At 33.9% G+C, this 21,907-nt stretch carries 20 protein-coding genes, 1 other RNA gene and 3 pseudogenes; 15 read left to right on the top strand and 9 right to left on the bottom strand.

The annotated features are described in order from the left end of the window. Positions 1-5: 5 nt before the first annotated feature. On the top strand, positions 6-653 hold the full coding sequence (locus tag OPR26_RS06185; protein ID WP_253301941.1) for an O-methyltransferase: 648 nt from the start codon (positions 6-8) through the stop codon (positions 651-653). A 1-nt stretch (position 654) separates the two neighbouring features. On the opposite strand, the gene OPR26_RS06180 is transcribed toward OPR26_RS06185, so the two are convergent. Then, positions 655-1,308, bottom strand: a complete 654-nt coding sequence (locus tag OPR26_RS06180) for a glutathione S-transferase family protein (RefSeq protein WP_265015775.1) — start codon at positions 1,306-1,308, stop codon at positions 655-657. A 209-nt stretch (positions 1,309-1,517) separates the two neighbouring features. Between OPR26_RS06180 and ffs the strand changes: the two genes are divergently transcribed. From ffs to OPR26_RS06165, 3 genes are all read left to right on the top strand, one after another. Next, positions 1,518-1,617, top strand: an RNA gene (ffs, locus tag OPR26_RS06175) — signal recognition particle sRNA small type. A gap of 15 nt (positions 1,618-1,632) precedes the next feature. After that, the gene (gene dnaX / locus OPR26_RS06170; protein WP_265015774.1) at positions 1,633-3,117 is read left to right on the top strand and encodes a DNA polymerase III subunit gamma/tau; all 1,485 of its coding nucleotides are present in this window, start codon (positions 1,633-1,635) and stop codon (positions 3,115-3,117) included. A gap of 21 nt (positions 3,118-3,138) precedes the next feature. Further along, on the top strand, positions 3,139-3,453 hold the full coding sequence (locus OPR26_RS06165; RefSeq protein WP_041573540.1) for a YbaB/EbfC family nucleoid-associated protein: 315 nt from the start codon (positions 3,139-3,141) through the stop codon (positions 3,451-3,453). A 315-nt stretch (positions 3,454-3,768) separates the two neighbouring features. Here OPR26_RS06165 and OPR26_RS07590 read toward each other — a convergent pair. After that, positions 3,769-4,504 (bottom strand): annotated as a pseudogene (locus OPR26_RS07590) (transposase); the annotation flags it as partial. 51 nt (positions 4,505-4,555) lie between these two features. On the opposite strand from OPR26_RS07590, the gene OPR26_RS06150 reads away from it, so the two are divergent. Beyond that, positions 4,556-4,921, top strand: coding sequence for a transposase (locus OPR26_RS06150; RefSeq protein ID WP_264731180.1), 366 nt, complete (start codon positions 4,556-4,558; stop codon positions 4,919-4,921). Beyond that, a complete protein-coding gene (locus tag OPR26_RS06145; protein WP_320157296.1) occupies positions 4,918-5,328 on the top strand; it encodes a transposase in 411 nt (136 codons plus the stop codon). Before OPR26_RS06150 ends, OPR26_RS06145 begins: the two co-directional genes overlap by 4 nt. A gap of 8 nt (positions 5,329-5,336) precedes the next feature. Here OPR26_RS06145 and OPR26_RS06140 read toward each other — a convergent pair. Continuing rightward, positions 5,337-5,540: pseudogene (locus OPR26_RS06140) on the bottom strand (IS5 family transposase); the annotation flags it as partial. A gap of 738 nt (positions 5,541-6,278) precedes the next feature. Beyond that, positions 6,279-7,598 carry a 2-C-methyl-D-erythritol 2,4-cyclodiphosphate synthase gene (gene ispF / locus OPR26_RS06135; RefSeq protein WP_265015770.1) on the bottom strand — a complete coding sequence of 440 codons (1,320 nt, stop codon included), beginning with the start codon at positions 7,596-7,598 and terminating at the stop codon, positions 6,279-6,281. An 85-nt stretch (positions 7,599-7,683) separates the two neighbouring features. Between ispF and OPR26_RS06130 the strand changes: the two genes are divergently transcribed. From OPR26_RS06130 to OPR26_RS06095, 8 genes are all read left to right on the top strand, one after another. Further along, complete coding sequence (locus OPR26_RS06130) at positions 7,684-8,580, top strand: PGAP1-like alpha/beta domain-containing protein (protein WP_265015769.1); 897 nt, start codon at positions 7,684-7,686, stop codon at positions 8,578-8,580. 49 nt (positions 8,581-8,629) lie between these two features. Further along, positions 8,630-9,694: an AI-2E family transporter gene (locus OPR26_RS06125; RefSeq protein ID WP_265031400.1), complete on the top strand. Its 1,065-nt coding sequence runs from the start codon at positions 8,630-8,632 to the stop codon at positions 9,692-9,694. 129 nt (positions 9,695-9,823) lie between these two features. Next, positions 9,824-10,459 (top strand): DnaA ATPase domain-containing protein, encoded by a 636-nt coding sequence (locus OPR26_RS06120; protein ID WP_253301882.1) that lies wholly within the window; start codon positions 9,824-9,826, stop codon positions 10,457-10,459. Positions 10,460-10,819: 360 nt separating this feature from the next. Next, positions 10,820-11,806 (top strand): tyrosine recombinase, encoded by a 987-nt coding sequence (locus OPR26_RS06115; RefSeq protein WP_265015768.1) that lies wholly within the window; start codon positions 10,820-10,822, stop codon positions 11,804-11,806. Positions 11,807-11,861: 55 nt separating this feature from the next. Next, positions 11,862-12,587 (top strand): lysophospholipid acyltransferase family protein, encoded by a 726-nt coding sequence (locus OPR26_RS06110; RefSeq protein WP_320157069.1) that lies wholly within the window; start codon positions 11,862-11,864, stop codon positions 12,585-12,587. A 50-nt stretch (positions 12,588-12,637) separates the two neighbouring features. Next, complete coding sequence (gene rpsT, locus OPR26_RS06105) at positions 12,638-12,907, top strand: 30S ribosomal protein S20 (protein WP_265015766.1); 270 nt, start codon at positions 12,638-12,640, stop codon at positions 12,905-12,907. Positions 12,908-12,987: 80 nt separating this feature from the next. Then, on the top strand, positions 12,988-14,229 hold the full coding sequence (locus OPR26_RS06100; RefSeq protein WP_265016298.1) for a citrate synthase: 1,242 nt from the start codon (positions 12,988-12,990) through the stop codon (positions 14,227-14,229). A 188-nt stretch (positions 14,230-14,417) separates the two neighbouring features. Beyond that, positions 14,418-15,437: an IS4 family transposase gene (locus OPR26_RS06095; protein ID WP_265015549.1), complete on the top strand. Its 1,020-nt coding sequence runs from the start codon at positions 14,418-14,420 to the stop codon at positions 15,435-15,437. A gap of 229 nt (positions 15,438-15,666) precedes the next feature. Here OPR26_RS06095 and OPR26_RS06090 read toward each other — a convergent pair whose 3' ends face one another. The 4 genes from OPR26_RS06090 to tyrS all read right to left on the bottom strand — a co-directional run bounded on the left by OPR26_RS06090 (position 15,667) and on the right by tyrS (position 18,315). Continuing rightward, positions 15,667-15,795, bottom strand: coding sequence for a hypothetical protein (locus OPR26_RS06090; protein WP_265015765.1), 129 nt, complete (start codon positions 15,793-15,795; stop codon positions 15,667-15,669). Further along, positions 15,783-16,535: an IS5 family transposase gene (locus tag OPR26_RS06085; RefSeq protein ID WP_264702259.1), complete on the bottom strand. Its 753-nt coding sequence runs from the start codon at positions 16,533-16,535 to the stop codon at positions 15,783-15,785. Before OPR26_RS06085 ends, OPR26_RS06090 begins: the two co-directional genes overlap by 13 nt. Before the next feature lie 26 nt (positions 16,536-16,561). After that, positions 16,562-16,996, bottom strand: coding sequence for an SWIM zinc finger family protein (locus OPR26_RS06080; RefSeq protein ID WP_265015764.1), 435 nt, complete (start codon positions 16,994-16,996; stop codon positions 16,562-16,564). A 68-nt stretch (positions 16,997-17,064) separates the two neighbouring features. Continuing rightward, complete coding sequence (tyrS, locus tag OPR26_RS06075; protein WP_253302919.1) at positions 17,065-18,315, bottom strand: tyrosine--tRNA ligase; 1,251 nt, start codon at positions 18,313-18,315, stop codon at positions 17,065-17,067. A gap of 131 nt (positions 18,316-18,446) precedes the next feature. On the opposite strand from tyrS, the pseudogene OPR26_RS07585 reads away from it, so the two are divergent. Continuing rightward, a pseudogene (locus OPR26_RS07585) lies at positions 18,447-19,350 on the top strand (IS5 family transposase). Between the two features lie 1,103 nt (positions 19,351-20,453). Here the strand turns inward: OPR26_RS07585 and OPR26_RS06060 are convergent. Continuing rightward, positions 20,454-21,206, bottom strand: a complete 753-nt coding sequence (locus OPR26_RS06060) for an IS5 family transposase (protein WP_264702259.1) — start codon at positions 21,204-21,206, stop codon at positions 20,454-20,456. Positions 21,207-21,907: the final 701 nt, after the last annotated feature.

The raw sequence follows: 21,907 nt of genomic DNA, 5'->3' as shown, positions 1-21,907 counted from the left end.
ACGTAATGCGTAATAATTCTAGTATAAAATTATCATATATAAGAAATCTATTTGCAAAAGAATATAAAAAAATAGAAGAATATTGTATTCTTGAAAAAAAGCAACATATTCAGATTGGCCCTGAAGAAGGAAAGCTATTAAGTTTATTTATAAAAATCCATAAAATCAAAAGTATTGTTGAGGTTGGCACATTATACGGTTATTCGTCGATTTGCATGGCAAAAGCTCTACTAGAAGACGGTCATATATATACAATAGAAAATAATCCTCAACACTCAAGAATAGCAAAAAAAAATTTTAGTGCTTTTAATCTAAGTGATAAAATTACTCTAATAGAAGGCGATGCACTGGAAAAAATTAATGAATTATCAGCAAAGGCACCATTTGACATGATATTCATCGATGCTGACAAAAGTAGTTATCCTAAGTATTTAGATTGGGCAGAGTCATACATTAAACAAGATGGGCTAATCGTTGCAGATAACACTCTATTGTTTAATACAGTATTTTTAGAATCGCCTCCAAAAGAAGTATCAGAAAAATCATGGCATGCTATGAGGGAGTTTAATAATAGATTATCAGATGAAAAAAAATATTTCTCTATATTGATTCCAACTGATGAAGGAATGACTGTAGCTTTAAAGCTAACATAAGTTAAAAATCAAGGTCAGCGTAATGTTTAGGAGGGATTAAACCAGAAATCCTCTCTAATAATATCTCACGAAAACAAGGCTTTGATTTAACAATGGAGTACCATTCTTTTAAAATTTTACTTTTTTCCCATGGAAAACTACTTACATAGTCTATTACAGAAATATGCGATGCTAAAGCAATATCAGCTAAAGTGAACTTATCAGTTGCAAGCCAAACGTTCTTGTTAATTAAGTGTTCGATGTATTCCATATGGCAAGGCAGGTTATGCTGAGCTGCATGAAGAAATCTAGAGTCAGGGCTGCGGTTAGTAATTACTTTTTCATTCATAATATACTTAGTAACTTCATTGTAAAATTTGTTGTCGAACCAATTGATTAGAGCGCGTATTTTAGACTTAATAATAGTGGATGAACCAAGTAATTTGACGTCGCTATTGTAAGTCTCTTCTATATATTCACAAATGGCATTACTATCCGCTATTACAAAGTTATTATCTATTAATACTGGTACTTGTCCGGTTGGATTGATCTTCATGAATTCATTCCGCTTTTCCCACGGATTTTCATACACTAGATCGCAGCCTAATTTTTTTTCTTTTAGGAAAGCTCTAACTTTTCGTGAAAATGGACAAAGAGGAAAATGATATAAAATCATAATATTCCTCTTTTATTATCCCAGTACCTATAGGTTGTTATTCCAGTGTGTGACACTATCTTTTTTCTCTGGATCCAAGTTGGAATGACAAGAGAAGAGTATTTTAGGTAACAGTTGTTTACTCCAAAGTAATGTTGCAAAAGGTCTAACATATAAATTATAAGACTAATATAGGATATACCTTGCTAAATAAAAAAAAAAGTATAATATTTTATAAGGTATGCAGGCAAAAACTCTGTAATTTGGTCAGATCAGAAATGAAGCAGCCATATCAGAACCTTTTTGGGTTGCATACCTATTTCATTATTTGTTTTATCCGAGGCTATGAATATAGCATTAAAACATCGTCCTAGTAGCTTCAAAGATCTAGTAGGTCAAGATATATTAGTGCGTGTATTAGAAAACGCTTTTATTTTAAACAAAATCCCACAATCTATACTGCTCTCTGGTAGTAGTGGAGTTGGTAAAACCACCACTGCAAGGATAATAGCTTTATGTTTGAATTGTTCCCTGGGGCCAATTTTTGAACCTTGCGGATCATGTGAAAATTGTCTAGCAATAAAAAATTCAAGCCATCCAGATGTAATTGAAATCGATGCGGCAAGTCACACTAGCATTGACGATATTAAAGTAATCCTGGGAGATATTTGCTATTCACCTATAAGCTCTAAATTCAAAGTCTACATTATAGATGAAGTACATATGTTATCCAGCAGTGCATTTAACGCATTACTTAAAACCCTAGAAGAGCCACCATCTAGTGTAAAGTTCATTTTAGCAACTACGGAAATAAAAAAAATACCAATAACTATTATTGCACGTTGTCAAAGATTTGATTTACACAACATTCCTGTAGCTAAAATAGTGGAACGTTTAAATGATGTTGCACAAAAAGAGAGTTATTCCATTGAAAAGGGAGCATTAGAATTAATTGCACGACACTCTGGAAATTCAATGCGTAACGCCTTGTTTTTGATGAATCAAGCAGTGCTATATAGCAAAGATGGTGCAATATCCACTAAAAATGTGACAGACATACTTGGCCTAGTGGATAAAGATATTATATTCGATCTATTAGGGGCAATATTAGAAGGTGATTTACAGAAAGCTCTATCAGTGTTTGACAAGGCGATAAAAACAGCAAACCCACTTAGTATTTTTGAAGGTCTATTGCAAACAATTCAGTTAATATGCCGTTTTTTAATTACGAAAGAGATTGATAATGCAGTTACGGAGCATGAAAAGAACAGGGTAAAAGATTTAAGTATAGAGAAGTCTTTAATATTTTTTTCGAGATTGTGGAAGGTGTTGCTTAAAGGTATTCAAGATATAAAAACTTCAACATGCAACGATGTTGCTGCTGAAATGATGTTAATTAGCCTCTGTTATCTTTCTGATCTGCCTTCTCCGGAACAGGTGGTCAAAAAAATTCTTTCGCAGAATGCACAGCCGGAAAATACGCATAATGTAGGAAATGAACAGCAACAAAACTATGATTTTGACAAAGTTTTGCAACTATTAAGGCGGAGTAACCAAATTTATCTTTACAAACAACTGTGTAATAATCTACAATTAATAGATTGTAAACCTGGATATTTAAAATTAAAAGCTGTATCTAAGTTGGATAGTAATTTTTGCAATGATTTAAAAAATTACTTAAATCAGGTGACTCAGCAAGAGTGGGTTATTACAGTTGATACGGGTTATATAAACAGGGAAGTGAGTAATTTAAATTATGCACCTGCAGTTAAGGATATACTTGACACGTTTAAAGGTGCAAAAGTAGTTAATATAGAAAATAAGGAGTAAGTTGTGGATTTTAGTCAAATAATGAAACAAGCGCAAGAGATGCAAAAAAAGCTTGCAGAAGCTCAAGAAAAATATATTGGAAAAGAGTTTCAAGGTATTTCTGGTGGTGGCAAAGTTTCTGTATTAGTGGAAGTCATAAAAATAGGTAGCTATAAAGCTAAAAAGGTGAACATAGACTTAGAACTTATGAGAAATGAGGAAAAAGATATAGTAGAGGATTTAGTAACAGCAGCGTTTAATGATGCCGTTAAAAAAGCAGAAGAAGATATGGCAAATGCAACTTCTGATCTTGCAGGTATGATGGGTTTACCACCTGGATTTAAACTTCCTTTTTGAATTTACTACTGAAGTTTCTTTTAGTGTAAGTATTTCTTTTCTAATATTTCCAACGCTAGTACTTCTTTGTATAATGCACCTATACTAGCGCAGCCCTACGTCATACCGCGATTCATTCCATAGCTGTACGAACATTCATTTTTGAAGACAGCAAATGGCGTCATTCCAGTCTGGAATCCAGCCTTTCCATAATCATTAAAACATTGTATTTTAACATAAAACAGCTATTTTTATGCTCGCCAACTTAATAAAATTCCTGGATCCCAGTGGGCTTTGTTGCATCGCACCTTATACTGGTAGTAATTTACGATAAATTCATGTAGCCATTTCGAATTTAGCCATACCAATGTCAGTGAATTTATTGAGCAAATAACACTTGAGTCGCAGTTCCTTCTCACGATTAACCTCAGATTTGTTCCGAAAATTAAATCCGAATGTTTGTTTCAGTCGCGAGAAAAAACTTTCTACATAAGCCATAATTTACTTCTTTTTTCCATTCTTTCACGCCATCTTCACCGTATAATTTTATTAACCTAATAGCAGCATTTCTGTCAGACATATAATCTATTTCTGGATGTTCTGCCGCATTGTTTATTGGTGGAATTTTTGCCTTTATATCATATTCGTTACACAATTTATAAAACTTGTGCCTATCATATGCCCTATCTGCATATAGTGCTTTTATGACATACTGAAAATCGACTTCTTTTAGCAAATTACAAGCTCCATAGTGATCCGAATAAACTCCGCCGCTGTATTTTACAGCTATGGCTTTTTTGCTGTTTATATTCAACATTACATGCAATTTTCTTGTCTGTTCATAGCTGCGATACTTTCTATCTTCGCTATTTTCCTTCAGAAGTATTGTTATAAATGCTGATACTTGTGCTATCTATGGCAATTTCAATATCTTTTATATTATTTTTATCAATTCTGCAATCATTGATTTTAATATTAAGTTTCTTTTGATGCTTGTGAATAGCTGCAAATCTCTTCCTATTTGTTGCAGATATCCTTTTATAAACCCCACCGTTTGTCTTAGAGCATGTCTTCAAACTGAGTAGAAAGAAGTTAAGAAGTATGGTATAAGGTACATTTTAAGATGTACCCAAGCGATATAAGTGACAAAGAATGGAAGACAATAGAGCCATATTTTGAACCTAAAAAGACCGGCAGACCAAGAAAACATAGTATTAGAACAATTATTAATGCAATCCGCTATATGATGAGAACAGGATGTCAATGGAGACAACTGCCTAAAGATTTTCCACCATGGAAAACCGTATATAGTTGTAATTCGCGCTTGAAAAAAAGTGGAATATGGCAAGAAATTCATGATTTTCTAGTTAAAAAAGTAAGAGAGATGATTGGTAAAAATAAGACTCCATCAGTAGGTATAATTGATAGCCAGTCAGTGAAAACTACTCAAAAAGGGGATCCAGAGGATATGATGCTGGCAAAAAAATAAAGGGCAGAAAACGCCATATTATTGTAGATACTGTGGGTCTTGTAATTGCTGCTGAAGTACAGAGTGCAAGTATTCAAGATCGTGATAGTGCTCTAAATCTTTTTGCCCAAGCTAAATGCAAAGTTCCAACTTTACGTAAGTTTTTTGCTGATCAAGGGTACATAGGTAAATTACAAAACAGATGCTTATTGGAAACGGGATGTTTATTAACGATTGCCAAGAAAATAGTTGATACAGGATTTCAAGTTATTCCCAAACGTTGGATTGTTGAAAGAACTTTTGCCTGGCTTTCCAATTTTAGGCGCATGAGTAAAGATTACGAGCATTCTCCTCTCACCTCAAAAAACTATATCTTCTTTAATATGATCACTATTATGCTTCACAAATTAGCTCATTCTTCAGTTTGAAGACATGCTCTTAAACCAATTCTAAAAAGATTGACAATTATATGCACCAAAATCACAACTTTATCACTGTAAATATAGTTGCCGCCTTGCATTTTTGGACTATTTTCATACCAATTTTCTATGGCTTCATTGATATAACAAAAAATGCTTCCTCTTTCTTGGAGAAATTTGTTATATTCATGGCAGTTACTGACTTTCATTTTCTGTGGCATATTTTTTCTTTAAGCAGTTAAATGGCTATTTTATAATGAATTTTGTCAGTAACTGCTAGTTTTTCTGAACGCTATGCAACAAAGCCATCCCAGTGTCAGCTACTCGGATGACACCCTACTTAACCGTCATACCGCCGCGGTATCTCAAAGCATAGATCCCGCTAACACGTAGCGGGATGACGATTGTCAGGCCAGCACCTCTATGATGTCATCCAAGTAGCTGACACTGGTTCACTCTATAATAGCAGTGCTCCTTTCTTGTCATCCCAGTACTGATTAGCTATAAAATTTAAGAAAATATTTAAGAAATTTACCAAACAAAAAAAAGGCAAAAGAAGCCCTGGTCATTGTCTATTTTCAGTGTTTGGCGTTTTTTAAGTCTTAAACACTGCAATTTAGCTGCTTTTAAATGCAACTCACCTTAGTTTGAATGTTTAAGAAATTTACTAAGCAGAAAAAAAGGCAAAAGAAATCCCGTGTTAGCTAGTTGTCACTCTCTAATCCTGCAAATTGGCGTACTATACTGTCTTAAACGCTTTATAAGCGCGTTTCAGCTTATATAGGTAAAAACCCAGAAATGTTGTGAAGACATAAGGTGCACATAGTGCAAAAAATTAAAAATAAGACGCCAACTACGTTGTTTTCTTGCTGTTTAATCTGCACAGATGAAGATAACTGAATACCTTCAATATCATGATAAGGGCGCTGGCGGAGTTTGTCAAGGAAGTTTTTTCGTTTCTATTCCCAATAAAAGTTTGTATGCAATAACACAGAAACATATGCTGCTATTCCTTCATTTCTTCCAATAGAACCTAATTTTTCTGCAGTGGTTGCTTTGATATTTACAAATTCATCATCAATTTCTAATGCTTTTGATATGAATTTCTTCATTTCTACTTTGTAAGGCGATATTTTAGGCTCCTCACAAACTATAGTAATATCTAAATTAGACACGCTGTACCCTTTTTCCTTTGCTTTTTTAGCAGCAAAGTCAAGAAAGTGAGATGAATTGCAATCTTTCCATTCAGAGGAACTAGGAGGAAAGTGCTCTCCTATGTCGCCACATCCCAGTGCTCCGAGTATTGCATCAACGATTGCATGTATTGCAACATCACCATCAGAGTGCGCTTCTATTGCCATGTTGTGTTCAATTTTCACACCGCAAATTTTTATAAAGCTCTCAGCACCATTTTGAACTTTAATGAACTTATGTATATCATAACCGGCTCCGACACGAAATTTTGGCTCTTCAAAAAGAAGCTTTGCCATATTGATATCCTCTTTTGTGGTTAACTTAAAATTGCTTTTCTCACCTTTAATAATCGCAACATGTTTTTTGTGCTCTACCACTAGTGATGAATCGTCAGTAAATTCTTTGTCTGATTGATGGCATGATAATAATTCTTTGAAATTAAAAATTTGAGGAGTTTGTATGGCTCTGAGTTTTCCTCTTGAAATCGTAGATTCAACGAAATTATTACCCACCAATGACATAGTATCTTCGACTTCTATTGCTGGAACTACTCCTGTATATTGATCATTAATCATGGACTGAGCCAAGTTATCTATCAGAACATCTGACACAAAAGGCCTACAAGCATCGTGTATAACTACAAAATCTGGGTTAACTTTTTGTAAGCTTTCAAGCCCTAGTTTAACTGAACTTTGTCTGCTTTCTCCTCCATATATTGGACTTAGTAATTTAGTGTCTACACCTCCTGTCATCCAAGTAGCTTGACTACTTGTTTCTTTTTTCCTAGATTCCAGCGTCACGCGCTGGAAGGAGTGTACCGCTGATTTTTCACTTAAATAATGATTGTACAAGAGCTCCATCGCTTCCCTATAAAAACTTTCATGGTCTCTATTAATTGCTATTCTTATGTAATCTATATATTGGTTAGCCAGAAATCTTTTAATTGTATGAAGTAAAACAGCTTTACCTGCCAGTTTTATATATTGCTTAGGAATCGTAGAATTGCATCTACTGCCTACTCCCGCTGCAACTATTAATGCTGCTATTTTGTATTTCTTAAGTCTGTTAGTGTGCATATTTATCATTTTCAGCGTAAGTGTATAGTAACAAGTTATTTACAGTTTTAAAAAAAAGAGTGTATTATCTTATAAGATATAATACGATGCTAGAATGAACATTACTAAGTGTAATAAAGAAAATGAGATACACCTTATATTCTTTCATGGAATAGGGGATAACTATAAAAGTGCTCACAATTATGTACAAAATTTAAAAGTATTGAATAATAGCCATGCACATAAATATCCAAGCGCATTTCAGAACTACATAACTTATGCTGCAGTTAGCTTTTTGTTCCTCGTGGCATCTGTATCAGCGCCCATTGCAATATTACTACTTATAAGCCCCATAACAGCTGGAGTAGTTGGTTTAGCAAGCTTAGCTGCTCTAACTTGCATTTTTTTATCCCTAATGCTTATTTTTATTCCCTTTATAAATAGAGATCAAAGTTTGCTTAAGCCCTCGATAGAAGAAATCAATGAATTAATGGACAAGGGTTTGAGGCCTGAAAACATTATACTTTTTGGCCATTCCTTTGGAGGAGCAGTTGCATCAGCAGTTTTGAAGCACTTTGCAGACAAAAACGTTAAACTTGGAGGTGTTATTTTTACTAGCACTTTCAGCTCTTTTCATACAGCAATAGGGCATTTTCCGATCCCCCAAGCAAAAATTTTAAGTATGTTGCCCTCATCCATTTTAAAAAAATTGCTAAAGGCTTTAGATCTAGATTTTGATTTAGTGAACGATATACGAAAGTTGCGAGATGAGGGAAAATTGAATATGCCAGTAATAGTTATTAATAGCAAAAGAGATCACTTAATACCACAACCTGCACAATTGGCGCACGCAATAGAAAATGATGTATTGCCACGTGAAAAACTGATCAAGACTGTTAATTCGAAAAGTTATGAAGATGATCCACATAACGGAGTTTTATCTAGTTGGGAATTGGGTGAAAATTTGACTGATCTAATACTTAATAAAATTGATAAAACAATGAATAGATAGTATTTACAATAAACTGTATATTTTTCAGTAAATTGACTATGCTAAACGCATGCAAAAACGTCATATAACTATTTGTTTTATACTGCTTTTTATAATAGGGATGTTATTCCTGATGCGTCCTATGATTTTTCCATGTTTAATATCTATTGTTATTGCATATTTGTTTAATCCGCTAGTAGTCAAGTTTGAAAAGTATAGAATACCGCGTTCATGTTCTGTAATTTTTATAATACTTGTTTTATTAATAGCTTTTATACTAGTTATAACATTTGTTTTACCTATTATATATGTTCAAATTACTTCAATATTAAATTTCTTAGTGAGTAAAGTGCCTTCATTAAAACTTAAAGTAATCCCCTCTGTATTAGAATTTCTTAATATAAAAATCGAGGATAGCTTATTTGATCACTTATCTAAAAATCTAGCAGAAAATTACAGCGACTATGTATCTTATTTCATGAATGCTCTTGATATTGCTAGTAACTTTATAATCCAAGTGTTAAGTTCAAGCTTTAACACGGTATCACTAATGGTGATTACTCCTGTAGTGTTTTTCTATATATTACGTGATTGGCCTTTAATTATAGAAAAAGCTAATAAATTAATTCCTGTTTCTTATAGAGAAAAAGTTGTAAATTATTTTTCCAAAGTGGATTTCATCATATCTAATTATCTAAAGGGGCAGGTAAATGTATGTATTGTCATGATGGTCTTTTACTCTGTGAGCCTGAGCATAATCGGATTGGGACACTCTATTGTTATTGGAATTTTATCAGGAATGTTAACGTTCATACCTTACGTAGGGCCATTATTATATACCATTATTGGGTTTTTGAGCGCTATCACTCAATTTAGTGGATGGTTTGAAAGTGCTGCTGTTTTGCTATTATTCGGTGTTGGACAATTAATAGATTCAAACATATTAGTTCCTTTATTAATAGGAAAAAAAGTTCATATACATCCAACTGTAATTATTCTGGGAATTACTATATGCGCTTCATATTTTGGATTTACAGGTATATTACTTTTTATTCCAATAATAGCAATGTTCAATGTATCAGTAGAATATGCAATCAATAAATATTTTAAAAGTGAGCTTTATAAAAACGGCTAACAGACCTTTTGCATAATCAATTTATGGTAAGAGGAGAAATGAGCCCGGAATACCTGAGATATTTTAGGAGCGTAAGTAAATTTCTGCGCAAAAATTACTACCAGAAAGAGGTTACGTAAGAGGTTTAATGTGCAATTAAATTTATTTAACAACAATCAAGCTGATTATAGTCGGCAAAATTACATCATCTTAGATGAAAATAAGCACATATATAATTCAGTAATTGATGATTTATCTTGGAAATGTCTCATTCTTTTTGGACCTAAAAGCTCCGGTAAAACTCATCTTGCTCATATTTGGCAATCAATAAACGATGCAATTTTTATCAATGTGAATAACTTCGTAAGCGAGATTAGATATAGCGATGCTTTTATTTTAGAAGACGTACAAAACATTAAAGATGAAGCAATGTTATTACATTGTTACAATTACATGAAAGAAAATGATAAGAAGCTGCTAATCACTTCTTCAATTTCACCAAAAAAACTTAACTTCAAACTAAGAGATTTAAGTTCTCGAATATTATCAACTATCAGCGTAAAAATTTTGCCTGCAAGCGAAGAATTATTAAGAATCATGCTAATAAAACGATTTTCAGATAAACAGTTAAAAATTGATTTAAAAGTGATTAATTATATTTTAGCAAGAATAGAACGTTCTTTCTATAGCATTGATAAAATTATAGAGAAGATAGATAATGAATCTATAGGGTCAAATGTGACCGTTCCTTTTATTAGCACTTTATTAAAAAAAGATGCCATTTGATTTCTTCTTTTGTAAAGGTATATATTAAAAATTTATTAACACCAATAACACTAACGTAATTGAAATCTCTATCTGTCCATGTTAGAATTATAATAAATGTTATAATGAATATAGATAGATACAGCTAAGAAGTATTCTATATTTATAGTAGAGCTTACTTTATAAGGTGTTTTTTATAGATTTGACGTTATAATTTAACTATGATAAGAGTAAGATTAAATTTAAAAAAAAGGTTAAAGCAAAGGTTTGTGATGTTCACTCTGTTGATAAATGCCTTATTTGTCTCATATTTTCTCATAAGACACATAGGAAACACTTCCAATCACATTATAGCCAAAGAAATAAATATAGGAGTTGATAATGAAAAATAAACAGTCGCAAAATAAAAAAGAAAATCTTTACATAACATATTACATAGATGCTTTGGCTTCAGAGAAGTCCGCTACACAAAATACTCTGGAAAGTTATCGTTCGGATTTACACCAGTTTGAAGAATTTTTATTAGAAAGTGGCACTACCTTGGTTGGCGTAAACAAAACCAATATTAAAGATTATGTGAAATCTCTATGTACACAAAAAAAATATAAAAGTAGCTCTATATCAAGAAAAATATCCGCTATGAAAAATTTCTATAAGTGTCTATTTAATGACGGAATAATAGATTTTAATCCAGCACCGGCTAATGATGCTGAATTAAAGAATCCAAAAGTTCCTCGTCCTTTGCCTAAGTATTTAAGTGTCAAAGAAATATTTTTGCTAATGGACGCAGTGAGAAAATCAGCAAGCGAATCGAATAAAGAGATAAGCAGTAAAAGGCTATGTGCAATTTTAGATATCCTTTACTCTTCTGGAATGCGTGTTTCTGAACTAATTGATATGAAGTTATGTGAAGTGTCACATTTAATAAACAGTAATAACAAAGAATGCTATATAATAATAAAAGGAAAAAGTGGTAGAGAGAGGCAAATTCTTTTTAATGAACAAGCATTGCAGAGCCTTAGAAATTATTTATCAGTTCGTGACAATCTGATCCCTAACGGAAAGGAATCCGATTGGCTATTCCCAGGTGATAAACCCAATAAACCAATTACAAGGCAGAGGGTCGGTCAATTAATGAAGGAGTTAGCAAGAAAATGCAATATTGATGAAAATAAGATCTCTCCACACGTGATTAGGCATTCTTTTGCTACCCATCTACTGGATAGCGGAGCAAATATTGTGTTGATACAGAAAGTTCTTGGCCATACTAACCTTTCTACAACACAAATATATACTCATATTGCTAACGAAAAGTTAAAGGACAAATTAGCTGATTCGCATCCTATTACTCAGATGATCAATAATTAAACTTATTGCTTTTAATTTGTAGTAAAGTTAAATTCAAATAAGTTTATGTGAGTTTGTGATTTCAAGTTTATTGTTTAATTTCTTCCTTATATTATGGGAAGTATTCTATACTTTAATTGCTCTCCCTGTAATTTTCTTTCCTGAGTATGTAATAACCATTTTCCTCGTCTGTTCGGTGAGAGTTGTATTATTCATGCTGCGTTTATTATGTGGCATTAAATATGAAGTGAGGGGAATGGAAAACATTCCTAAGCAACCTTTTATCATTGCATCTAAACACCAATCTCCATTTGAAACATTTATTTTTATACTACTATTTAGAAAAGCGGTTTTTATTTTAAAACGTGAATTGAAATGGATTCCATTCATTGGTTTACATCTTATAGCGCTGAAAATGATTTTTATTAACCGTTCAGATGGTATCAGTTCTATACGCCATATAATTAAACTAGCAAAAATGCGTATAAGAGAAAATAGAAGCATAATAATATTTCCTGAAGGTACAAGAACGACTATAAACCAAAATATAAAATATCAACCAGGTATTGCTGCTTTATATAGCGTATTATCTGTTCCTGTGTTACCGGTTGCTTTAAACACTGGTTTGTTTTGGCCAAAAAGCATACTTTCTCTGAGAAAGAATCCCGGAAAGGCAGTAATAGAAATATTGCCCCCAATATATCCTGGGTTAAACAAAAATGAATTCTTGCAAAGTTTAGAAAAAATTATTGAAGAGAGAAGCAGTAGATTAACCATAGAAAAAACTGATATTGCAAATTAACAAAAAAACTTTATAATTAAAAAAAAGTACAGTATTTTAGGTATTAATATATGGCAAATCATAAGAGTGCTAAAAAAATGATAAAGGTAATAGCAAAGCGCACTTTAATAAATAAGATGCGGAAAAGTAAAACTCGCACCGCTATTAGAAAACTGGTTGATATAGTCAAGTCTGGCGACAAAGAAAATGTTGTTCTGGCATTTCGGAATGCTGAATCTAATTTACACAAGTGTGTAAATAAAGGTGTTATTCATAGGAATACTGCTGCGCGTAAAATAAGTCGCTTAAATGCAAAAGTAAAAGCATTGATGACCGCTTAATACGGTTAATGTAAAGTTAACTGTATTAATATATACTCTTCAGTTTGTATATTCTGTATAAAATTTAAGTAGCTTAAGTGATGGATAAGAAAGTGCTATTAGAACTAAGTAATGGATTAAAAATTGAGCTACCTGTATTAAGCGGAACAACAGGTCCTGATGTGTTAAATATCAAGGATTTATATAAGATAACAGGATTATTCACTTATGATCCGGGGTTTGTTTCCACAGCTTCATGCTCTTCCACAATTACATTCATTGATGGAGATAAAGGAGTTCTTAAATATAGGGGACATGATATAGCTGATTTGGCAGAGAATAATAGTTTTACTGCTGTGATTTATTTATTGCTCTATGGTGAACTACCCAGTTCAGAGCAACACAAAAAATTTCTTCTCAAAATACAAGAATCATCCAAAGTATCAGAGCAAGTTACAGATGTAATCAAAGCATTTTCAAAAACTGCTCACCCTATGTCGATTTTAATTGCATGTTTTGCAAGTTTGTCAGCATCTTACCATGAAAAGCATGGCAACAGTGTCAATGGTGAAGATCTAGATTTTGGAATTTCTGCAATAGCACAAGTTCCTGCAATTGTTGCAATGATTTATAGGCATATCAACAATCAGGAATTCATAAATGCTAACAATAAATTAAGTTATAGTGAAAATTTCTTAAAGATGATATTTGGCGATGCTGTTAATAATGCCTTTTTTGCAAAAGCTCTGGATAAAATATTTACTCTCCATGCCGATCATGAACAGAATGCTTCTACGGCGGCTGTCAGATTGGTGGGATCGGCTGGTTCTAATTTGTTTGCAAGCCTCTCTGCAGGAGTTGCTACACTTTGGGGACCAGCACATGGTGGAGCTAATGAGGCAGTTATAAATATGCTAAAAGAGATAGAGCAAAGTGGAGATATAGATAAATTCATCGAAAAAGCTAAAGATGATAAAGATCCATTTAAATTGATGGGATTTGGACATCGTGTTTATAAAAATTATGATCCACGCGCGCGGATATTGAAAGACGCTTGCTATGAGGTTCTAAGTAAACTAGAACAAAATAATAAACTGCTCAAGATTGCAAAAGAACTTGAAGAAATAGCTTTAAAGGATGAATATTTTATCGTGCGTAAGTTATATCCAAATGTTGATTTTTACTCAGGTATAATAATGAATGCTATCGATATTCCCTCAAATATGTTCACGCCTATTTTTGCACTTGCAAGAACCACTGGTTGGGTTACTCAGTGGTATGAAATGATAAATGATAAAGAAACTAAGATCTGTAGACCAAGGCAACTCTATCTTGGTAAATAAATTTACTTTCACTTTATTAGACTTCTTGCATAACCCAAGCTAAGTAGAAAAAAGGTATAGCTAACACGTCATGCCGCCGCGGTATCTCTCAGCCGCTAACAAGCAGCGGGATGACGGTTGTCAGGCCAGCGCCCCATAAGTGTTGAAAGTAACACAAGAAAGACATAAAGAACTATTATTGCAAGAAAATGGAGGCAATAATGGATCAAATAGAAAGAGTACTAAATTTAATAAAAGATGAGGATTTAGAAAGGCTAGGAAAATTAAGTGAAGTAGATAAATGTAATACTAAATTGTTGGGCAAGATTATATTTAAAGGTCTAATGAAGTTAATATTAATGGGGCAAAAAACAAGCCTAAGAGCGCTAGAAATGGTAATAAACAGGTGTATAATGGATAAGAATAGCGATAAAAGTACAGTAACATACAGTGGTTTGTCAAAAAGGTTAAAAGTTATAAATCCAGAATATTTTAAGGGAGTATATATTGATTTGATGAGCAAGATTAAAAAGCTATTACCCCAAAAAACATCAAATAACTTACATAAGTTTGATTCGACGATCATAAATTTATCGGGATATCTCATAAAAGATGGGCTAAAAATAGGCGGTAAAAGTAACGACAGTCAAGTTAAAGTGAGTGTAGGATTAAAGGATCAATTGCCGACAAGTATAAGATTTTGTAAAGGACAAGAAGAAAGTAGTGAAGATATAGCATTAGTGAGAGCAATTAATGAAGCTAAAGTTGAAAAAGAGGATATTTTATTATTTGATAGAGGAATCAGAAAAGTTGGAACTTTTGCCGAATTTGATGAAAAGGAGTACAAATTTATCACAAGAGTTAAAGTAGGAAGAAAACATGATGTTATAAGCAGGAACAAAGTTATAAGAGAACAAAAATCGGATGGATCAGAGATTTTAGAAGATATAATAGTTAATCTTTATCGTGCACGAGGTAAAGTGGCAGAAAAGCATGATCTACGGCTAATAAAAATCAGAAATAAAATTGGAGATGAAATATGGTTTTTGACAAACTTGTTTGAAATGCCAGCTTATGAAGTAACAGAGCTATATAGGCGCAGATGGGATATAGAAGTGTTCTTTAAATTTATAAAGCAAAATCTTGGATATAAGCACTTTTTAAGCCATACTATGAATGGCATGAAGGTACATGATTATTATTACGGCTTTGTTATTTCTTGTTTATAAAATCAAAAATAATCTACATGGGTTCAAAATAGCATTACTGCAATTCACATTGGATCTAAATGACTCTTTTATACGTTCGATTGTTTTACTGTCGGGAGGTAATTTACATGCCGTTGATCATCTCATATCACGTTATTTTTGATACTTTCAACACTTATGCGCCGCGGCGGTATGATGTCTTCCTTGGATCAGCTATAGATTACCTGATCTCACCATCTTTCCAATCACTTTATACATAATTCTCGAATTTTGAAAACTTACTTTGAGTGAATTGCTCATATTCTTCATCCTCTAGTTCTTCAAAAATTTCTGGATGTTGGTCACCTAGGCTCTGTGGACAAAATTTTAGAGAAGCCATACAAGAGCTCCAACAAAATTGAGAAAACCCATAAAAACCTCAGCAGTTTTATCAAATCTGGAAAAAATGCGCCTAAAATTTTTAATTTTACCAAAAAAACACTCAATCAAATGACGTTCTTTGTAGATATGCTCATCGTAATACCTTTGCACTTTTCGATTCCGTTTTGGCGGAATAACTACTGTACATCCCTTGTCTTCAAGACTTGTAACAAAGGCATTGCTATCGTAGCCCTTGTCAGCTACTACAGTAGAGTTATAGATACTTTCGGTCAACACTTGTGCCTGCGTAATTTCATTTCTTTGACCAGGAGTCAGAGTAAATTTAAGTGGATTTCCAAGTGCATCGACAAGCGCATGTATTTTAGTTGTAAAGCCACCTTTGCTCCTCCCTAAAGCTTCTTGATCCTTGGAGTTTTTTGTATATCCAGATGAACATGGATGGGCTCGGATGATCGTACCGTCGATTATAGCAACTTCTAAATCAGGCTCTTGTTTAGTATATTCAAGCAATTTTTTCCAGACATCTCTTTCACACCATCTTTTAAATCGCTTATGTATACTCCTGTAATTACCATAAGTTTTTGGTAAAAGTCTCCATTGGCAACCACTTCGCACTATGTACCACACTGCCTCTATGAATATTCTTAAACGTTTTTCATCTTTGCTGTGCATTCCTTTTACGCTTTTTATGAACTCTAAAATTTGTTTCCAATTTTCCTCTTTGATGTAATATTGCATATGGTAGTTTCTCCATTTTTTACCTATTAGGCTAAACTACCATCTTTTTCTCTCTTTTCATATTTTTTGTCCACAGAGCCTAGACGAACAATTATTGAAATGAGCTCTTTGTTTGTTTTTTTAAGTAAAAACCTTTCAAGGAGAGTTTGTTCATCAACATATCCCGGGCACATAGATGATCGATACTCCTTTCTGTCAAGATCAATCAAAGCAAAACCCGTTGCAGCCATATGCTTACATGGACCAAAGTAACAGAATGCAGGGCAGGAACATGTTCCACTGAAAAGAGGACCATCGTGCTTTAGTGTTACTCGATATACATTTGATCCAACTACCTTTGATTTAGCTTGAGATTCATTAACAGATATAATCTGTACCTTTCCTTTGTTAAAATAATCTCTTCCGCTAGAGAGGTAGGGTTCTTTGATAAGACCTGTGATATCTTTATAATACAGTCTCATTTTTGCCTCCTTATTTCATATATAAAGCCCTCAATTTTCTAATATATCCTTTCTTCCATAAAAATTTATTAACCCACCACAACTTTTATATGGCGTTTTTTTCCTGCAGATAATTTTATAAATGGCTGACCTTTAAAGCTCTCGGAATTTATTATGTAGTTAACGTCGGTTATAATATTATCATTAACTTTGCACCCATTGCCCTGTATTAAACGCTTTGCAGCGCCTTTTGAAGGTTCAAAACCGGTGTCATGCAGTAGGTCTACTAAGGATATACCGCTTGCAACTTGTTCTTTTTTTATGATGTAATCAGGAAGTAGTGAACTGTCTTCATTTTCAAAAGCAGAGACTGCCGCAGATCGTGCAAGTTCTGCTTCTTTATTACCATGACATATTTTTGTCACTTCTGTTGCTAAAACTTTTTTTGCTTCATTTATTTCCTGATCTTTTAAGGATTCTAACTTTTTGATCTCATCAATTGACACATCAGTGAGCAATCTCAAAAAACGTCCAACATCTTGATCATCAACGTTGCGAAAATATTGCCAGTAGTCGTAAGGCTTTAGCATATTATCATCAAGCCACACTGCTCCACTTTCAGTTTTGCCCATTTTTACCCCTTGAGCATTCAATAAAAGAGGGGCAGTAAGGCCAAACAGCTCAGGTAAATTCAACTTTTTTCCAAGCTCAATTCCGTTTACTATATTTCCCCACTGGTCTGACCCTCCAATCTGCAGACGACAGCCATGCTTTTTATTCAACTCAACAAAATCATAAGCCTGCAATAGCATGTAATTAAATTCCAGAAAGCTTAAGGTTTGCTCTCTATCCAGCCTGATTTTCACACTATCAAAACTTAGCATACGATTTACAGAAAAATAAGCTCCTATATCACGCAAAAAATCTATGTATTTTATGTTATCCAACCAATCTGCGTTATTTACTATCATTACACCAGTCTTGCTGTCATTAAAAGACACCATTTTCTCTAATATTCTCCTTATGCTGGATGTATTTTGATTGATGTTCTCTACGGGCAAGATGCTTCTTGCTTTATCTTTGAAGGATGGGTCACCAATTTTTGTTGTGCCACCTCCAAGTAAGACTATCGGCTTATAACCAAATTTTTGTAGGTGACGGAGCATCATAATCTGAATTAGGTGACCAGCATGAAGACTTGGTGCTGTGCAATCAAACCCAATGTATGCGACTATATAATTGCTCTGCAATAATAACTGATCTAGTCCTTCAATGTTTGTACATTGGTATAGGTACCCTCTTTCTTGGATAAAATTTAAAAATTCAGATGCGTGTTTCATAATCTCCTTGTATAGTGTATAATAAAGTTTTCTGGATCCCAGTGGGCTTTGTTGCATCGCTCAAGTGAAAAGAACTGGCAGTTACTGACAAAATTCATTATAAATAGCCATTTAACTGTTGAAGAAAAAATATGCCACAAAAAATGAGAGTCAGTAACTGCCATGAATATAACAAATTTCTCCAAGAAAGAGGAAGCATTTTTTGTTATATCAATGACGCCATAGAAAATTGGTACGAGAATAGTCCAAAAATGCAGGGCGGCAACTATATTTATAGTGATAAAGTTGTGATTTTGGTGCATATAATCGTCAGTTTCTTTAGAATTGGTTTAAGACAAACAGTCGGGTTTATAAAAGGGTATTTGCAACAAATAGGAAGAGATTTGCAGCTATTCACAAGCATCAAAAGAAACTTAATATTAAGATAAATGATTGCAGAAAATAATATGGAAGATATTGAAATTGCTATAGACAGTACAGGAATTAGTATATACAACAACACACAGCAAGGAAAATAGCACTGACAGAGTGGCTATGAGCAAACGAGAAAATTGCACGTAATGTTGAATATAAACAACAAAAAAGCCATAGCTGTAAAATACAGTAAAGGTCTGATCACTATGGAGCTTGTGATTTGCTAAAAGAAGTCGATTTTCAGTATGTCATAAAAGCACTATATGCAGATAGGGCATATGATAGGCACAAGTTTTATAAATTGTGTAACGAATATGATATAAAGGCAAAAATTCCACCAATAAACAATGCGGCAGAACATCCAGAAATAGATTATATGTCTGACAGAAATGCTGCTATTAGGTTAATAAAATTATACGGTGAAGATGGCGTGAAAGAATGGAAAAAAGAAGTAAATTATGGGAAAAGATCTTATATTGAAGGGTTTTTCTCAAGATTAAAGCAAATATTCGGATTTAGTTTTAGGAATAAATCTGAGATAAATCGAGAAAAAGAACTAAATGCTATTTGCTTAATAAATTCACTGATATTGGTATGGCTAAATTTGAGATAGTTACATGAATTTACCATAAATCACCATCTCATAAAGTGTGATGCAACAAAGCCATCCCAGTGTCAGCTACTCGGATGACACCGTCTTGGATGGAAGGGCTGGATGACAGGAGAAGGAAGCTACTTGGATGACACCCTGACAATCGTCATCCCGCTACGTGTTAGCGGGATCTATGTTAAGAGATACCGCGAATGAATCGCGGTATGACGTAGGACTGCTGTCATCCCAGTGCCCAGACACTGGGATCCAGTTTTCCATATAATCTCATCGAAAATGTTGTAACCACTTTCTATGCTAGTTTGCTTGCTTACAAGCAAACTTTTCTGGATCCCAGTGTCTGGGCACTGGGATGACAAAGAAATAGGCGCTGGGATGACAAGAAAGGAGCACTTCCATTATAGAGTGAACCAGTGTTGGCTACTTGGATGACAAAAAAGGGGCTACTCGGATGACAAAAAAAAGGAGCACTGGGATGACAGTGCGCCGTAGAAACACGGGAAGTGTTGAAGCTGTGCAGTAGATGAGGGAGGGCCCCTCGGAGCCGGTTTGCAAGAGCAGGCTTCAAACAGCCATAAGCTGCTTTGGTAAGGTAGTGAGCGTTATGGAAAAGGCACAATTATGTGTCATGTGTGAAATAGAGAGACGAACGCAAGTGAACCACTGATGAAGTGTCGAAAGCGTAGAGACGACGTCAAAACCAGGGTTAACCTGGGATAAACCCATCGGGAGCTTGTTTACTGGGTGGGTGATGTCCGGCATAAAAGTGGCGTGAATCTATTTTAGGCTATTGCATGGAACTACGGGAACCTGTCGTTTCGATGATAAGGGAGAAGTCCAAAGAGCTGATCTCTGAGGATGAGAGTACCGATGCGAAAAACAGAGCTCGTAGTAGCGAAGAAGTTTCTGTAATGGAAATGGAGTGAAGGGATTTAGTTTTAATTATTTATCAACCGAGAGGGAGGAGTTAATGAATAAAACAAAGTCTTTCGACAATTTGGACCACGAATTGACATTGCAAGCTATCAAGAAGCATACAGACTGCAAATGGATCATACTGTACGTTGAAAGGTGGATGAAATCCCCTATTCAGCTAGGCTCTGTGGACAAAATTTTAGAGAAGCCATACAAGAGCTCCAACAAAATTGAGAAAACCCATAAAAACCTCAGCAGTTTTATCAAATCTGGAAAAAATGCGCCTAAAATTTTTAATTTTACCAAAAAAACACTCAATCAAATGACGTTCTTTGTAGATATGCTCATCGTAATACCTTTGCACTTTTCGATTCCGTTTTGGCGGAATAACTACTGTACATCCCTTGTCTTCAAGACTTGTAACAAAGGCATTGCTATCGTAGCCCTTGTCAGCTACTACAGTAGAGTTATAGATACTTTCGGTCAACACTTGTGCCTGCGTAATTTCATTTCTTTGACCAGGAGTCAGAGTAAATTTAAGTGGATTTCCAAGTGCATCGACAAGCGCATGTATTTTAGTTGTAAAGCCACCTTTGCTCCTCCCTAAAGCTTCTTGATCCTTGGAGTTTTTTGTATATCCAGATGAACATGGATGGGCTCGGATGATCGTACCGTCGATTATAGCAACTTCTAAATCAGGCTCTTGTTTAGTATATTCAAGCAATTTTTTCCAGACATCTCTTTCACACCATCTTTTAAATCGCTTATGTATACTCCTGTAATTACCATAAGTTTTTGGTAAAAGTCTCCATTGGCAACCACTTCGCACTATGTACCACACTGCCTCTATGAATATTCTTAAACGTTTTTCATCTTTGCTGTGCATTCCTTTTACGCTTTTTATGAACTCTAAAATTTGTTTCCAATTTTCCTCTTTGATGTAATATTGCATATGGTAGTTTCTCCATTTTTTACCTATTAGGCTAAACTACCATCTTTTTCTCTCTTTTCATATTTTTTGTCCACAGAGCCTAGAACTGCAATATTTGAATACATAGAAATTTTTTATAACAAACAACGTCACTATTAACTATTGCATTCCAGAACAATTTGATGCATCATTCTTTTTGTAAAAAACATTCCAAACTTTCTCTCCACTTTTTCTGGGTAAGGTCAATCTGCAGTAGAGGTTTACAAAGAAGTAGACACTATAGAGTTTTGTCTACTCAATATGGCTTTGTTGTATCGCTACTTATGAAAGGCTAACTATAGTTAGGATTGTAAGCAACCTATTGAAAATCTTGTTTTTTTTAATCAATCTGGTCAAATTTAAGAATAGTAATTTATTGTTTATATTAATAAATTTAATTCTATTGAAAATAGCTAAAGCATTGAAATTCTTGAATTTTAGCCGGATTAGTGAGTGGTAGTGAAATTTCTTTTACTCAAATTTAGGTATTCACTGACCGTTCTTGTTATAAATACCAGAATAATAAGCTACTGATATTCTCCATCTTTCTTTTTTATCTTTAATCCATCATAGCTAGCTACGCAACAAAGCCACTCAATATGAGTGATAAGCAGAAAAAGAAGTTATTGAAAAGAAAATACATATCATGGTACATATTAAATGGCTAACCACCACAGGGTTTC

The sequence above is a fragment of the Wolbachia endosymbiont (group A) of Anoplius nigerrimus genome, assembly GCF_947251795.1.
Lineage (GTDB): Bacteria > Pseudomonadota > Alphaproteobacteria > Rickettsiales > Anaplasmataceae > Wolbachia.
This window is presented reverse-complemented; position numbering and strand designations above follow the sequence as displayed.